Here is a 14,090-nt window from a genome sequence, read left to right as displayed (position 1 = left end):
TATCAGTGTGTGTATTTCTATAAGCGAATGTAGGATACCACTAGCATCACGAGTGTAACCGTAAACGCAGAAAATCCGATTTAAGTACCGAATCCAGATCTGAACATTTTTCAATTCCTGATAATGCTTTTCAGAGGACCGCTCCGTTATTCAAAACCGAAGAAACACCCCGCTCCGCAACACCTGCCAAGAACAAATCCGCTGCACAATCGTCCCCGACGTTGCGCAACACTATCGCCCACTCCAAAACACGCCTCACCATCCTGGATCGTGTAGGGATAGAGTATGGATAGAGTATCACGAATGTATCAAAACCACATCCCGTAGCTAACGGCGTGCAGCCACACCCGCTCCGCAGTGCAAACGTCTCCGACTTTCCGCGACGTTATCGGTCACTCCCAAACACGCCTCACCTCCCTCCTGGATCGTGTAGGGATAGAGTATGGATACAGTATCATCAATGTATTAAAACCCGCTTACCGCAAACGGAGTACCTGAGTAACCGAGAAGCTATATCCAAACCACCAACCGCTGACTACTACCCAAGGCCTACACCTGACCCGTGCTCGTTTCATCTCATCCAATACAGCTCCAATAACTCGTGTGCAGTCTTCGGTATGAGTCGTCTGTCTTCACGGCTTTGGCCGCTTACAGACAGCAATTTCTCTTTAAGGTCAATATAAATCGGGTGTTGTATACTAGAAAGTAAATATCCACCTTTATTCAGTTCCTCTGTGATCCCGGCTTTCAGTTGCTGTTTGTCAATTTGTAACCCGTCTATGTAGGCTAAGCCCAGTTTAACAATAGAATTTGAAGTTAGTTGTTCCATTTGTTTGTCAAGAAAGGGGAGACCGTATTCTTTAAAGTCGTCAAAGATTTCTTTCACAACCAGTGTGGTGGTTTCAACTTGTCCATTATGGAAATAGTAGGCATCCTGGATAGGCAAAGCACCTGAAGTAGGCTTCAACATTTTCAAGTCTCGGTGCGGATTTAGCAGCCCGGTGTTGTATTCGCTAAAAAAAAGGCATCCCGGATTGAGCCTGGATGCAATCGAGCAGGAAACGTTTTTACCACGGAGCGTGAAGGATAGGTGGAGAATTTCGTAAACTGTAAAAGGGTGCAGTTTACGTTGTCGTAGAAAGGAGTAACAATTGTCTTTGTAGGATACAAACTCAAAGTCAGGCAAAACGTCACCTGCCGTCTGAATGAGGATCTGTTTTATCGCTCCTTTTTTCAGTTCAGCTGATGTATCCTGCTTACCTGTCATCTCTTCCATTTTGTCAAGTCCGTTCATTTCGTCTTCTTTAGGGATAGTGTCATTCCTCCATAACCACAGTGCATTTTGGCAACGGATCTATATCATAAGTTGTCAATGAAGCAGTCAAAAAAAGGTCGCTCCCTATAGATGACAGCGTCTTTATAAGCACCGGAGGGTTCAAAGGAGGACGCTCTATGGCTTCGTAATTCTCCTGTTTTTAGAACGTAGCTGTGAGGGATGATTTCTTCAATATCGTCAACGGAATAGCCATCCGGCATTTCGAAAAAGTCCCAATGGGAAGTAGTGCCAAAACCAATATACGTTCCGTCTTTCATGCGGGCAGCAAAACCGGTCCAACCCATGGTAGTCTCGCCACGAATTTGGCTTTGTATTGGCAATGGAAATGCAAACCTACTTTTTTCGACTCTGTCAATGTCGCGGGCATTAATACAATTTCCGGTTGTCACAAATGATTTTACAACGGTATAATAACCACGTGCCGATGGACGGCCAAAGATATTCTTTTGTGTTTGTTCTTCTTTAAATCGCCTAATAGCCAAATTCACCATTGTCGTTGGATTCCGAAAGATAACGCAAGGCAAGAATGTTCCGTCTTTCAAGTAAACAGCCGCTCTGTAACCAACTCCATACACATTGTCGTCCACCGGCTCAATATAAGCAGTAAGGAATTTGATAATATCGTCCGTATGTTGTTGTCTCATTGTCTGTTGCGAACGTCAAAAGGCTTTTGCGAAGATGCGCCCATCCCAAACCGGAGCGCTGATCGTATCCCAAACGAAGTTATTGAAAAACGAACGTCCAACCCAACCGAGACACCACAATTTCGCAAAACGCTCGTTGGGTACCACCACCGGAATGGGGATGACAATGAGTGCGGGGTAATGATGCTAATTTGTCGCTTGGAAGCATCACTGCCTACTGCGACTGCCTACTGCCCACTGAATAGGGTGCAACGTTCTCGCATGAAAATATCACTGCCAACTGCGACTGCCCACTGCCCACTCCTGCGACTGCGACTGTAAACTGAATGGGGTGCAACGTTCTCGCACAGAAGTCTCACTGCCCACTGCGACTGCCCACTGCCCACTGCCTACTCCTGTGACTGCGACTGTAAACTTAATGGGGTGCAACGTTCTAGCATGAAAGCATCACTGCCCACTGCGACTGCCCACTGCCTACTCCTGCGACTGCCCACTGCCAACTCCTTCTACTACTGCTGTTTCTTCAAAATCTTATACTCCTCATAACACGCGCTGATGGCGTCGAGGATCTGCAGATCGTTGGCGTCGCGGATGAACGCTTCAGAGTAGTTGCAACGCTGCAATATTTCGCCCAGGTCTTTCTTATCGACGCCCAGGAGTACGGAGATCATCTCACGGTCGTATTTCGATTCCAGGAGGTTCCGGACGGTGTCGTCTTTTTTCATTTCGCGCAACCGTCGTAGTTCCTTCGGTTTCTTACCAAAGAAATTATAGAGCATGTCGGCGGGGTTGAAGATCGAACCGAGCACGCGACCAAAGGCATTGGGGGAGTAAGCCTCCCCGGCTTCATAACCGGCGGGAAGTCCGGAAATGCTGTACCGGTAGTTTTCAGGAATCGGGATCAGCTTTGCATCGACCTCAAGGTAACCAGTGAGGTTGTAAGGTCGAACCACCACTTCTTCAAGGGCGTAGGCTTTCTCGGTCATATGGATGGTGGTCGTGCGGTTCTTCACCCAGTCGTTGGTGACGCGCACGCGGATCGACTTATAGCCGATCATGGTAATATGGAGCGTATCGCTGACGGAGGCCGCAATTTCGAACTTGCCTTTGCTGTCGGAAACGGTTCCTTTTACGGTGTTGATGTTGATGACGTTGACGTTCCCCATAGGGGCCAGCGATCCGTCGTTGACGATGGTGCCCGCTACGGTAACCTGTTGTCCGAAGGCCGTGGCGGCCAGCAGGAAAAGCAATAAAGATGCGAGCTTCCTCATATCGTGTTTGGTAGGGGCTAAAGTAGTAAAAGCCCCGGTTATTTCGGGGCTTTCACATGGTATTATCAGAAAATTAACAGACCGACGGTTTATTTCGACCGGCGCGGTTTGCGTTCACCGAGACTTTCGCTGCGTTTACCGCTTTTATCGCCGAAACTGGAAAATTTCTTTTTCGGGAAGCTGCTTTCCTTGTCGCCGAATTTCTTGCGGGCGAAGCCGCCTTCCGAACTGAAGGTTTTCTTCTCGAAGCCTTTCTTTTCGAAGCCGTCGCGACGTCCGCCGCCTGAGAAGTCTTTCTTACCGAAGCTGCGTCCTTCTTTTGAGAATTCGCGGCGTCCGCCTTCGTTTTTCGACACCTCTACGCTGATACGGCGCCCTTCGAGCGTCATGCTGTTGAGGGTTTCCAATACGCGGTCGGTGTGCTCGGCATCGGTGTTGAAGAACGAGAAGCCTTCTTTCACGTCGACTTTGTAGACATCGTCGCGGCCCAGATCCAAAACTTCTTTCAGGAAATCCTTCAATTGCATCCAGTTGAAGTCGTCGCGTGAACCGATGTTGACGAAATACCGCACGGAAGACGTGTCTTCGAAGGTGCGTTTCTCTTTGCCCACCGCTTGGTTCGACAGGTCGCGGGTCTTTTTGTAATAGTTGAGGAAGCGGTTGAATTCGACCGACACCATCTTCTTGATGAGTTCTTCTTTCGACAGGTCTTCCAACACCGTGGTGATGGCGGGAAGATACGAGTCGATGTCATGGTCTACTTCTACGTCCTTGATTTTGTTGGCCAGGTGCAACAACTGGATCTCACAGATTTCGATGCCCGACGGGATGGTCTTCTCTTCGAATTTCTGCTTGATGATCTTTTCGATCGCGTGGATCTTACGCAGTTCGGTCTTGGTGACGATGACGATTGAGGTACCCAGTTTACCCGCGCGTCCGGTACGTCCGGAGCGGTGGTTATAGGTTTCGATTTCGTCAGGCAACTGGTAGTTGATGACGTGTGTGATGTTGTCGACGTCGATACCGCGCGCGGCCACATCAGTGGCAACGAGCATCTGGATCTGGCGCGAACGGAAAGCCTTCATGACCGAGTCGCGCTGCGCCTGGGAAAGGTCGCCGTGCAAAGCAGCGGCGTTGTAGCCGTCTTCGATCAGTTTCTCCGCCACGGTCTGGGTGTCGCGTTTGGTGCGGCAGAAGACGACCGAGAAGATATCCGGGTTGGCATCGGCGAGGCGTTTGAGCGCTTCATAGCGGTCGCGGGCCTGTACCATGTAGAATTCGTGGGAAACGGTAGCCGAACCCGAGTTCTTGGTGCCCACCGTGATCTCAGCCGGTTCGCTCATGAATTTCTTGGCGATGCGGGCCACTTCGGCCGGCATGGTAGCCGAGAACAGCCAGGTGGATTTCTCATCCGGCGTGGTAGACAGGATCGAGACGATGTCTTCGTAAAAGCCCATGTTGAGCATTTCATCGGCTTCGTCAAGGATGCAGTAGTTGATTTGCGAGATGTCGACCAACCCACGGTTGATCATATCCTGCATACGGCCCGGTGTGGCCACGATGATCTGTGCGCCTTTGCGTACGTCACGTGCCTGTTCGGTGATACTCGCGCCGCCATACACGGCCACGGTGTGCAGTCCCTTGATGTATTTGGAGTACTGCTTGATCTCGTTGGTAATCTGAAGGCAAAGTTCCCGCGTAGGGGAGAGGATCAACGCCTGCGTGTTGCGACGGTCAGCGTCGATTTTCTGGATCAAAGGAAAACCGAATGCTGCGGTTTTTCCGGTCCCTGTCTGTGCGAGCGCCACGATGTCTGTGTCGCGCTCCAATAAAAGCGGTATCGCTTTTTCCTGTACTTCTGAAGGATTTTCAAATCCCATATCGCGCACAGCCTGCAGCAGGGACTCATTCAATCCAAGTTCTTGAAATGTAATCATTACGTGTTTTAAAAATAGCCGCAAAGGTAGGGCGAATAATCCGCAATAACTAACGTCTTTCGGGAATAGCGAAAATTATTTCGTATTGAAACAGAATAAGTTACTTTTTCAGGAAGGCGATCAATTGCGCGAAGGCACGGCCCCGGTGGCTGCGTTCGGCTTTTTCCTCCATCGAAAGTTCGGCGAAGGTGCGGTCGTCGCCGACGGCCTGGAACAGCGGATCATAGCCGAATCCCTGGCTGCCGCGTTTCTCCGTCAGGATGTGGCCTTCTACCGTGCCGGTGAAGAGGTGCTGTTCACCGTTTAGGTTGAGTGCGATGACGGTTTTGAAGCGGGCACGGCGGTCGGTGGCGTCTTTCAGGGCGTCGAGGAGTTTGTCCATATTATCGGCCGCGCTTCGTTGCTCGCCGGCATAACGCGCCGAGTGTACGCCGGGTGCGCCATTGAGCGCGTAGACTTCGAGTCCGGTATCATCTGCGAAGCAATCATACCCATACTTCTCCGTAATGTAATTGGCCTTCAGGATGGCGTTCCCTTCAATGGTGTCAGCGGTTTCCGGTATGTCTTCGGTGCAGTGGATGTCGGCGAGTCCGAGCAGTTCAAAACCTTCGGGCAGCATGGCGCGGATTTCAGCGATTTTGTGGGGATTGGAAGAAGCGAAGATCATGGGAATTAGCGAATGGGTTAATGAGCGGATGAGCAAATGGAATTGGATAATTAGAAAATGAGAGAATTAGGAAGTGGGTTATAAACGGCTGATCAGCTTATCCTCCACAATGGAGATAATCTTTTAGGGCCTTATTCCACGATTCCTCACTGTTAAAATCTTCCACGAGGCCGTTTCCGTTAGTGTTTGTGAATGCCTCAATTCCGTGTTGGATCATATACTTTGGATGATATTTGGGAATCCCAACTTGCCGAATCGACTGACAAATCGCATCCAATTCTTTTGAACCCGATGCAAGTTCTTTTTCTATACTCTTCAACAGGGCATTTCTATCGGTTTCATTCATTTGGCCCACAAGTCTCATTTGGAGAACCTTCAACGCCTGGTGTGCACTTTTGTCTTTCACCCTGAAGGTGTCATACCTTCCAAACACCGCCGCGATCGCAAAAAGCCGGGCCGCTTTGTCGAATTGTTTCGATTCGACACATTTTTCTACGCCAGCCAGGATATCGGCAGGATTGTTTTCATTTGAGACTTCTACAATCGTAACACATCCACAGGGTTTCGGGGATTCTAAATTTCCATCCGCTTCAAGTGATGTCTGGTTTTGGGCGTTTAGGAAATTACTTCCAAGAAGTAGTAGTGCGACACTGAAAAGGTTTTTCATCGTAAGGGTATCAATGAAGTCTGAAAATGGGAAAGGGGATAACTAGAAAATGCAAGTGACACGCTACAGGTCTGAGATCACTACTTCATATTTCTGCCCGATTTCCATCGTGAATTTCAACCGGACGTCCGTTCGCTGGAGGCCGCTCATGGCGAGATCCATTTGCATGATGCTTTGTGTGTCCATCGCGCGGAAAAAGCCATGACGGATGTCGTACTCCATCTTTCCCGTGCCTGTTCCCGTGGCAGACATATCGACTTTTGACATACCCGATTGCATTTCGTAACTCTGGGCGATGTCGAAATATGCCAGGTTACCGTCTATACGCTTCAGTGTATAAATAATCCTGATATTCATGTGGAGGGTCGCGCCCGGCACCGGCATGTTCAATGGAATTTCCTGCGTAAACGAATCGCCGATCCTCAGGCTCTTTTCCTCTGGATAAGTGATTTGGTTTAATGTCGATCCCAACATATCGAGTAAGGTCTTTTTAAATTGTGGATCCATTCCGACAGCGGCAATGGAATCGAGTACCATAGGTGCTTTAGTGGACCCTCGACCATACATGGCCGTTCCATCGGGAACTGCTTTCCGACCGTTTATAATAGGGGAATCCGTATATTCTATTACCAGCGGGAATGTCTGGTCTGCCTGCTGCGCCCCGGTTTTCAACAGTATCTTACTTGCCGTACTCCTTTCGGTCAACTGCGGATTTTCGACCCCCTTGTCTTTAAGGTTCTGCAGGAAGTCGGCCGGGCCTTGATAGGCCATTGTCGTCTTGTAGGATTGGTGGATGGTTTGGGCGTAGGCCTTCTTCGGACGGAATTGCAGCGTGAAGTTAATACTTTCCTGTGGGTAAGCAGAAGCAAAGGCTAGTAAAAGGAGGAATCGGGTCAGGGTGGTGCGTAGTGGCATAAGTAGTACTAATAATGCTGCGAAGTTAGGGAATTTGGTGGTGAAATTGTGGATTCTGGGAAGTGGGCAGTAGGCAGTGGGCAGTCTCAGTCTCAGAAGTTGGCAGTAGGCGGTGGACAGTAGGCGGTGGACAGTCGCAGTCGCAGTCTCAGAAGTGGGCAGTAGGCGGTGGGCAGTAGGCGGTGGACAGTCGCAGTCGCAGTCGCAGAAGTAGGCAGTAGGCAGCGGACCGTATGCAGTGATACCTCCATGCGAGACATAGCACCATTACCCCGCACTCCTTGTCATCCCGACGCAGGAGGGATCCCATTCAGTTGGCAGTCGCAGTCGCAGAAGTAGGCAGTAGGCAGTAGGAAGTGGGCAGTGGACAGTAGGCGGTGGTAAGTTGTCGTGGGGGAGGTATAGCAGGAGATAGTCATACACTCGTGATACACTCGTGATACACTCGTGATACTCTATCCATACAGTATCCATACAGTATCCATACAGTATCTATACTTTATGACCCGCCCTAAAATAGCTATACAGATTACTAAATAAATCCTGTTTTAGCTATACTGATCCGTCCTAAAATAACGATAGGAAAAGCACGTTCTAACGGTTCTTGGGCAGACAATCGAAAGCCTTTCGTCGCCGACCCTCAATTCCGTTTGACATACGCCTGCCATTCCGACTTCAGGAAACTGATGAACGTTTTGATCGTTTCTTTTTGGCTCTTCGGATAAGAGGAACATTCTACTTCCAGTGCGTTGCAATACGCCGTTACCACAGACGATTCAACTTGCGGATGGCTGTTCTAGAATCTCAAGCTCAAGCATCACCCTATTCGCCGAGGTCTTTAAGTCGGTGCGGGACCATCGAAAGTCGAAAGATCGTAAGTTCCGAAGTTCGTACGTTCGGAAAAGGCGATATCGAGAAAGTACGTTCAGTAACATATCAGATGGTTAGAACAAATTGTCTCGTTGGTACATACTACTAACTACTAACTACTCCCCACTGTTAAATTCTTTTTTCGTATTATACCAATCGGTATATTTGTAAAAGAAACCCACAACACATGGACAAATCCCTCTCCAAAGCCGAACGCACCCGACAGTTTATCGTGGAGAAGACAGCGCCGGTGTTCAATGCCAAAGGGTATGCGGGGACGTCGTTGTCGGATATGACGGAAGCTACCGGACTCACGAAAGGCAGCATCTACGGGAATTTCAGCAATAAGGATGAGGTGGCACTGGCGGCTTTCGATTACAACTTCGAACGCGTGACGGCTTATATCCGCGAGCGCCTGCTGCGCACTGAAAACGCCATCGAACGCCTGTTGGTGTACCCCCAGGTGTACCGCGATTTCCTTACGATCCCGTTCCTGAAAGCGGGGTGCCCGATCCTGAACACCGCTACCGAAGCCGACGATACGCATCCGCTGTTGCGCGACCGGGCGGCGAAGGCGCTCGACTTCTGGAGGACATCGGTCGAAAACCAGTTGAAAAGGGGAGTGGCCCGAGGTGAAATCCGTTCCGACTGTGACCCGACGGAAGCAGCGGTGGTACTTACCTCGATTATTGAAGGCGCTATCATGCAGGCTAAAACAACGGGTCGCCCTACTGAACTCTGGATCGCCATGAAATTTTTAACCCGTTACATAGAAGGCCTTCGTGCCTGATTTTTTTTAACCATTAATATACCGATTGGTATATTCTAATCCTACCTAACATGAAAGAAGTTTTTATCGTAGCCGCCAAACGCACGCCCATCGGCGGACTCATGGGCCGTCTGTCGGGTTTCTCCGCTACCGAACTCGGCGCCCTCGCCATCCGCAGTGCCCTTGAGACCGCTTCGGTGCAGCCGGATTGGGTCGACAGCGTCTACATGGGCAATGTCCTAAGCGCGGGAATCGGACAATCGCCCGCACGACAGGCGGCTATCTTTTCAGGCATTCGCCACGAAGCCGATGCTACTACGGTCAATAAAGTCTGCGCATCCGGACTGAAAGCTACCGCACTGGGCGCGATGCAAATTCAACTGGGAATCGACGATCTCGTCGTAACCGGCGGCATGGAAAGCATGAGCAACGTGCCCCATTACGCCTTCCTGCGAAACGGCACCAAACTCGGGACGGTGACCCTGACCGATGGCATGATAAAGGATGGTTTGTGGGACGCGTACCACGACTTCCACATGGGAAGCGCCGCCGAATTGGGCGTAACGAAATACGGACTCACGCGCGCCGCGCTCGATGCCTACGCAATGGCCTCCTACCAAAAAGCACAGGACGCCTCGGCAGCGGGCAAGTTCCGGCAGGAGATGGTGGCGGTAACGGCCCATCGCAAAAAAGACACCGTTATCGTCGACACGGATGAAGACATCCACAACCTCATTCCGGAGAAGGTGCCCACGCTGCCGCCGGTGTTTGAGAAAGACGGCGCACTGACCGCGGCCAATTCGAGCAACCTCAACGACGGGGCGGCGGCCTTACTACTTTCCTCAGAGGCGGCGGTCGTCCAACACAACCTCACGCCACTGGCGCGCGTTGTTGCCTTTGCCGACGGCGCGCAGGCGCCCGAATGGTTCACTACCGCGCCGTCGATCGCCATTACCAAGGCGTTGCAACGCGCACAGTTGTCGCTTTCCGACATCGACTATTTCGAAATCAACGAAGCCTACGCCTCTGTGGTGCCGTCGAACCAACAACTACTCGGGTTCGATCCGGGGCGGGTGAATGTCTACGGGGGTGCCGTCGCCCTGGGGCATCCGATCGGGGCCAGTGGGGCGCGCATACTCGTGACGCTGCTACACGTACTCCAACAGGAAAACGGCCGATACGGTGTCGCCGCTATTTGCAACGGTGGGGGCGGGGCATCGGCTTTTGTGATAGAACGGCTTTCCAACTCTTCACATACCGCTTAAGATGACACCGTTTCCGTCTACTATAGTCAAAGCCCATGGTGACCTGACGCGTTGGCAGCGTCTGCATACGGTGCGGCTCCACGCCCGAATCGGTGGTCTGCTGTGGCAATTCAAAGGGCAGGGCGACTTCCTTGCCGACACCTATCTGACACTCGACACGCGAACGCCATTTGTATCCTACGAACCCACGGGCGTCGAATGGTTCACGTCCTACCAACCGCATAGAGTGGCGTTGCACCAGGAGGATGCGACTCAGGAAGAACTGCGCGACCCCCGTTCGTCGTTTGAGGGACATCTACGCGAAACACCCTGGACACGCCTGCAGGCTGTTTATTTCGCGAGTTATGCGATGTGGCAATACTTTACGACACCGTTCCTTTTCGCCGGTTCGGGATTCGAGACGGACGATGCCGGCAGTTGGCAGGAGGGAGGGGAGGGAGGACGACGCCTCTCGGTCACCTTCCCGCCCGGCTTTCCGACGCACTGCCGCACACAGACGTTCTACGTGGACAGCAACAACCTCATCCGCCGCCACGATTACCAGGCCGATATCGCCGGTGGTGGTAAGGTCGCGCATTACCTCGACGATTATGTTGAAGTCGACGGTTTCCGCTTCGCTACCAAACGCCGCGCCTATAGGCGACAGGACGACGGTACATCCTTACTATCCGATCCGCCACTGGTGTCGATTGACCTCGCACACATTTCCCTGGAAAACTAAGACTAACCAACACAATTTTCACCTAACCAATACATCATCTATGAATTCCCTGCCCACCCTCCTTGAAAGCACCATGCGGGTGCATCATCATGATTGCGATCCGTTTCACCACCTCAACAATTCGCGCTATATCGACTATCTCATCGCGGCCCGAACCGAGCAGTTGCTCGACGCCTATAACTTCGACACCGCTGCCATGGCACGACAGGGCATCGGATGGGTCGTAGCCGAAACGCAGATCGCCTACCTGCGTCCCGCCACTTGGTTCGAAACCGTCCGGATCGAGACGCGGTTACTCTCGTTTTCATCCTCCAGTCTCCTGGTCGAAGCCCTGATGTGGGACGAAGCCAAGTCGCATCCCAAAGCGGTCATGTGGACGAAGCTAGTGCACTTCAGTATCAGTTCCAAACGAAGCCTGCCGCATTCCGACGAGTTGCTTTCGTTCTTTTCGCAGGTGCAGGCGCCCCTGCCGGAGCAGCCTACCTTCGCCGAGCGCGTTCAATCGGTAAAACCTTTGTATTCGTAATACTATGAAACGTGTATTCTTTACCACAGCACTTCTTGCTTTTCTGTCGGTCAACGCCCAGACGTTTACCCTGAAAAGCCGCGATCTCGGCGGGCAGGCCGTCGAAGCCCAGGTGTTCAACGGCTTTGGTTGCCAGGGCGGGAACCGCTCGCCCCAACTGTCATGGGAGCACGCCCCCCAAGGCACCAAAAGTTTCGCCCTGACGGTCTATGACCCCGATGCGCCCACCGGAAGTGGCTGGTGGCATTGGGTGGTATTCGACGTCCCGGCCACGGTCACGTCACTAGAAACGAACGCCGGAAACGTAGCGGCAGGCCTCGCGCCACGCGGAGCCATCCAAAGTCGCACCGATTTCGGCACCACCGGTTACGGCGGGCCGTGTCCGCCCGAAGGCAGCAAACCGCACCGGTATGTCGTGACCGTCTACGCCCTCAAAACCGACACACTCGGGTTAGACGCCACCGCCAACCCTGCGCTCGTTGGCTTTATGCTCGAACAAAACCTCCTTGAAAAAGCCTCGCTTATTTTCTATTACAAACGATAGCCATGAAAACCGATTACCTTGAAAGCGTACGCAAGCAATTTGCGTATTACAAAATGCTGGGCGAAAAGACCTTAGACCAATTGCCCGATGCGGCGCTGCACTGGCGCTACAACGACGAAAGCAACAGCATCGCCACGATTGTCAAACATCTTTCGGGCAATATGCTGAGCCGTTGGACCGATTTCCTGACGACCGATGGCGAGAAAGACTGGCGCAACCGCGATGCCGAGTTTGAAGACGATGCCACCGACCGGGCCGGGATTCTCAAACAGTGGAACGACGGCTGGAACGTCTTCCTCAACACCCTTGACGCGCTGCGCGAAGACGACCTCGACACCACCATTTACATCCGCAACCAGGGCCATAGCGTGGTAGAGGCAATCAACCGGCAATTGGCGCATTATCCCTACCACATCGGACAAATGGTGTTCATTGGAAAGATGTGCGCCGAACACTGGACGTCGCTGTCGATCCCGAAGGGCGGATCCGGACAGTTCAACGCCGATAAATTTTCGCAGGAGCGACACAAAGCCCATTTCACCGACGAATTTCTAACACCTCCAACAACCCCCAACCTATGATGACAACCGCTGCTGCAGAAGCCTTTGCACACGAATGGATCGAAGCCTGGAACAGCCACGACCTCGACCGCATCCTCGCCCATTACGACGACGATCTCACGTTCTATTCCCCGTTCATTCCGTTACTAAAATTCAATGAGGAAGGTGTCATCCGCAGTAAAACCGAACTGGCCGCCTACTTCCGGGTCGGTCTCGACACCTATCCCGACCTGTTTTTCGCCTATCGGCACTGTTTTGTCGGAGTGCACTCGCTGGTGTTGTATTACGTCTCTGTAAACGGACGGCTCGCCGCTGAGGTCTTTGAATTGAACGAACACGGACGGGCCACCCGTGTGCTCTGTCACTACGCCTCATGACGATTCGCGTACTGCGGCCTGCCGATGCGCCGGCCTACCGGGCGTTGCGCCTCTTTGCCCTTCAGGATGCACCGTTTGCCTTCTCCGACAGTTATGAGGATGAGGTACGGAAGACACCCGAGGCGTACCGCGACGAAATCGGGTTCGGTTTCCCGTGGGACGCTTTTGTGGTCGGTGCCTTCGCTGCCGACGGGACGTTGTCGGGCTACGTGCGCTTCCGGCGGGACGGTCGGAGCAAAGCACGGCACCGCGCGGGGCTGTACGGATTGTATGTGGGTCCGACGTTCCGCGGTCGTGGACTCGCCTGGCAACTGATGGACGAAGGCATCCGGATGGCACAGGCGGTACCCGGACTCACACAACTGCAGCTTTGGGTGCTCGCGCCTGACGGCAATCCGTTAGTGGACCTGTACACCCGCCTCGGATTTGCCGCTGTGGGCCCCGTGGTGCCGAACGACCTGTTGATCGACGGACGCTACGTTGACGCCCTTTGCATGATCCGCCACCTGGATGCTATAGATGATCCCCAAAACACGAAATTTGCCACATGACGATTGTAGACTACCAACCGGCCTATAGAGCCGATTTTGAGCGGCTGAACCGCGCCTGGATCACCCGCTTTTTTGAAATGGAACCCGAAGATTATGCTGTATTGTCGGATCCCGAGGTGTATATCCTTGAAAAAGGCGGACAGATTTTCTTTGCCGAGCACGAGGGCACGATCATCGGCACCGTTGCACTGTTGCCTGTCGGTGACGGTGAGTTCAAACTGCTGAAAATGGCCGTCGACGACCGCTTCCAGGGAATGGGAGTAGGGAAACAGCTCTGTGCCGCGGCCCTTGACGAAGTCCGCCGCCGGGGCGGAACCCGGGTGGTATTGTTTACCAATTCGACCCTTGCCGCTGCCCTGCACGTCTACCGCCACTTCGGCTTCAGGGAGGTGCCTGCGGTGGGAAGTGTCTACAAACGCGCTGATACCAAAATGGAAGTGATACTCTGAACGTTACCCTATATCCAACAC

At 52.4% G+C, this 14,090-nt stretch carries 16 protein-coding genes; 9 read left to right on the top strand and 7 right to left on the bottom strand.

All coding sequences use genetic code 11. The features are described from left to right. Window positions 1-571: 571 nt before the first annotated feature. The 7 genes from MKO97_RS11395 to MKO97_RS11365 all read right to left on the bottom strand — a co-directional run bounded on the left by MKO97_RS11395 (window position 572) and on the right by MKO97_RS11365 (window position 7,437). Complete coding sequence (locus tag MKO97_RS11395) at window positions 572-1,294, bottom strand: hypothetical protein (RefSeq protein ID WP_241103343.1); 723 nt, start codon at window positions 1,292-1,294, stop codon at window positions 572-574. A gap of 65 nt (window positions 1,295-1,359) precedes the next feature. Further along, window positions 1,360-1,980 (bottom strand): hypothetical protein, encoded by a 621-nt coding sequence (locus tag MKO97_RS11390; RefSeq protein WP_241103342.1) that lies wholly within the window; start codon window positions 1,978-1,980, stop codon window positions 1,360-1,362. A gap of 509 nt (window positions 1,981-2,489) precedes the next feature. Further along, window positions 2,490-3,251 carry a carboxypeptidase-like regulatory domain-containing protein gene (locus tag MKO97_RS11385; RefSeq protein ID WP_256463639.1) on the bottom strand — a complete coding sequence of 254 codons (762 nt, stop codon included), beginning with the start codon at window positions 3,249-3,251 and terminating at the stop codon, window positions 2,490-2,492. Window positions 3,252-3,340: 89 nt separating this feature from the next. Further along, entirely contained in the window at window positions 3,341-5,188 is a 1,848-nt protein-coding gene (locus MKO97_RS11380) for a DEAD/DEAH box helicase (protein ID WP_241103341.1), read from the bottom strand. Between the two features lie 100 nt (window positions 5,189-5,288). Continuing rightward, window positions 5,289-5,861 carry a non-canonical purine NTP diphosphatase gene (locus tag MKO97_RS11375; protein WP_241105522.1) on the bottom strand — a complete coding sequence of 191 codons (573 nt, stop codon included), beginning with the start codon at window positions 5,859-5,861 and terminating at the stop codon, window positions 5,289-5,291. A 91-nt stretch (window positions 5,862-5,952) separates the two neighbouring features. After that, window positions 5,953-6,522: a hypothetical protein gene (locus MKO97_RS11370; RefSeq protein ID WP_241103340.1), complete on the bottom strand. Its 570-nt coding sequence runs from the start codon at window positions 6,520-6,522 to the stop codon at window positions 5,953-5,955. 63 nt (window positions 6,523-6,585) lie between these two features. Then, on the bottom strand, window positions 6,586-7,437 hold the full coding sequence (locus tag MKO97_RS11365) for a DUF6263 family protein (RefSeq protein WP_241103339.1): 852 nt from the start codon (window positions 7,435-7,437) through the stop codon (window positions 6,586-6,588). Window positions 7,438-8,494: 1,057 nt separating this feature from the next. On the opposite strand from MKO97_RS11365, the gene MKO97_RS11360 reads away from it, so the two are divergent. Genes MKO97_RS11360 through MKO97_RS11320 form a run of 9 tightly spaced genes read left to right on the top strand, consistent with a single transcriptional unit; the run spans window position 8,495 to window position 14,069 of the window. Next, a complete protein-coding gene (locus MKO97_RS11360) occupies window positions 8,495-9,097 on the top strand; it encodes a TetR/AcrR family transcriptional regulator (protein WP_241103338.1) in 603 nt (200 codons plus the stop codon). Window positions 9,098-9,147: 50 nt separating this feature from the next. Continuing rightward, a complete protein-coding gene (locus MKO97_RS11355) occupies window positions 9,148-10,341 on the top strand; it encodes an acetyl-CoA C-acyltransferase (protein WP_241103337.1) in 1,194 nt (397 codons plus the stop codon). Between the two features lies 1 nt (window position 10,342). Beyond that, window positions 10,343-11,062 (top strand): hypothetical protein, encoded by a 720-nt coding sequence (locus MKO97_RS11350; RefSeq protein ID WP_241103336.1) that lies wholly within the window; start codon window positions 10,343-10,345, stop codon window positions 11,060-11,062. Between the two features lie 40 nt (window positions 11,063-11,102). After that, complete coding sequence (locus MKO97_RS11345; RefSeq protein WP_241103335.1) at window positions 11,103-11,588, top strand: thioesterase family protein; 486 nt, start codon at window positions 11,103-11,105, stop codon at window positions 11,586-11,588. A 4-nt stretch (window positions 11,589-11,592) separates the two neighbouring features. Then, window positions 11,593-12,132, top strand: a complete 540-nt coding sequence (locus MKO97_RS11340; RefSeq protein ID WP_241103334.1) for a YbhB/YbcL family Raf kinase inhibitor-like protein — start codon at window positions 11,593-11,595, stop codon at window positions 12,130-12,132. Between the two features lie 2 nt (window positions 12,133-12,134). Next, complete coding sequence (locus MKO97_RS11335; protein WP_241103333.1) at window positions 12,135-12,713, top strand: DUF1572 domain-containing protein; 579 nt, start codon at window positions 12,135-12,137, stop codon at window positions 12,711-12,713. Next, window positions 12,710-13,069, top strand: coding sequence for a nuclear transport factor 2 family protein (locus MKO97_RS11330; RefSeq protein WP_241103332.1), 360 nt, complete (start codon window positions 12,710-12,712; stop codon window positions 13,067-13,069). The genes MKO97_RS11335 and MKO97_RS11330 overlap by 4 nt, the downstream gene beginning before the upstream one ends. Beyond that, window positions 13,066-13,620 carry a GNAT family N-acetyltransferase gene (locus MKO97_RS11325; protein ID WP_241103331.1) on the top strand — a complete coding sequence of 185 codons (555 nt, stop codon included), beginning with the start codon at window positions 13,066-13,068 and terminating at the stop codon, window positions 13,618-13,620. The genes MKO97_RS11330 and MKO97_RS11325 overlap by 4 nt, the downstream gene beginning before the upstream one ends. Further along, entirely contained in the window at window positions 13,617-14,069 is a 453-nt protein-coding gene (locus MKO97_RS11320; RefSeq protein ID WP_241103330.1) for a GNAT family N-acetyltransferase, read from the top strand. Before MKO97_RS11325 ends, MKO97_RS11320 begins: the two co-directional genes overlap by 4 nt. The last annotated feature ends 21 nt before the right edge of the window (window positions 14,070-14,090 follow it).

It is taken from the genome of Flavobacterium sp. HJ-32-4 (genome assembly GCF_022532105.1).
Lineage (GTDB): Bacteria > Bacteroidota > Bacteroidia > Flavobacteriales > Flavobacteriaceae > Flavobacterium.
Note: the sequence above shows the minus strand (reverse complement) of the source record. Positions and strands in the feature narration are given on the sequence as shown.

What these genes read in the sequence shown, in the direction of transcription:
- MKO97_RS11395 (WP_241103343.1), bottom strand. Translation starts at nt 1,294, where the DNA reads ATGAACGGACTTGACAAAATGGAAGAGATGACAGGTAAGCAGGATACA.
- MKO97_RS11390 (WP_241103342.1), bottom strand. Translation starts at nt 1,980, where the DNA reads ATGAGACAACAACATACGGACGATATTATCAAATTCCTTACTGCTTAT.
- MKO97_RS11385 (WP_256463639.1), bottom strand. Translation starts at nt 3,251, where the DNA reads ATGAGGAAGCTCGCATCTTTATTGCTTTTCCTGCTGGCCGCCACGGCC.
- MKO97_RS11380 (WP_241103341.1), bottom strand. Translation starts at nt 5,188, where the DNA reads ATGATTACATTTCAAGAACTTGGATTGAATGAGTCCCTGCTGCAGGCT.
- MKO97_RS11370 (WP_241103340.1), bottom strand. Translation starts at nt 6,522, where the DNA reads ATGAAAAACCTTTTCAGTGTCGCACTACTACTTCTTGGAAGTAATTTC.
- MKO97_RS11365 (WP_241103339.1), bottom strand. Translation starts at nt 7,437, where the DNA reads ATGCCACTACGCACCACCCTGACCCGATTCCTCCTTTTACTAGCCTTT.
- MKO97_RS11360 (WP_241103338.1), top strand. Translation starts at nt 8,495, where the DNA reads ATGGACAAATCCCTCTCCAAAGCCGAACGCACCCGACAGTTTATCGTG.
- MKO97_RS11355 (WP_241103337.1), top strand. Translation starts at nt 9,148, where the DNA reads ATGAAAGAAGTTTTTATCGTAGCCGCCAAACGCACGCCCATCGGCGGA.
- MKO97_RS11350 (WP_241103336.1), top strand. Translation starts at nt 10,343, where the DNA reads ATGACACCGTTTCCGTCTACTATAGTCAAAGCCCATGGTGACCTGACG.
- MKO97_RS11345 (WP_241103335.1), top strand. Translation starts at nt 11,103, where the DNA reads ATGAATTCCCTGCCCACCCTCCTTGAAAGCACCATGCGGGTGCATCAT.
- MKO97_RS11340 (WP_241103334.1), top strand. Translation starts at nt 11,593, where the DNA reads ATGAAACGTGTATTCTTTACCACAGCACTTCTTGCTTTTCTGTCGGTC.
- MKO97_RS11335 (WP_241103333.1), top strand. Translation starts at nt 12,135, where the DNA reads ATGAAAACCGATTACCTTGAAAGCGTACGCAAGCAATTTGCGTATTAC.
- MKO97_RS11330 (WP_241103332.1), top strand. Translation starts at nt 12,710, where the DNA reads ATGATGACAACCGCTGCTGCAGAAGCCTTTGCACACGAATGGATCGAA.
- MKO97_RS11325 (WP_241103331.1), top strand. Translation starts at nt 13,066, where the DNA reads ATGACGATTCGCGTACTGCGGCCTGCCGATGCGCCGGCCTACCGGGCG.
- MKO97_RS11320 (WP_241103330.1), top strand. Translation starts at nt 13,617, where the DNA reads ATGACGATTGTAGACTACCAACCGGCCTATAGAGCCGATTTTGAGCGG.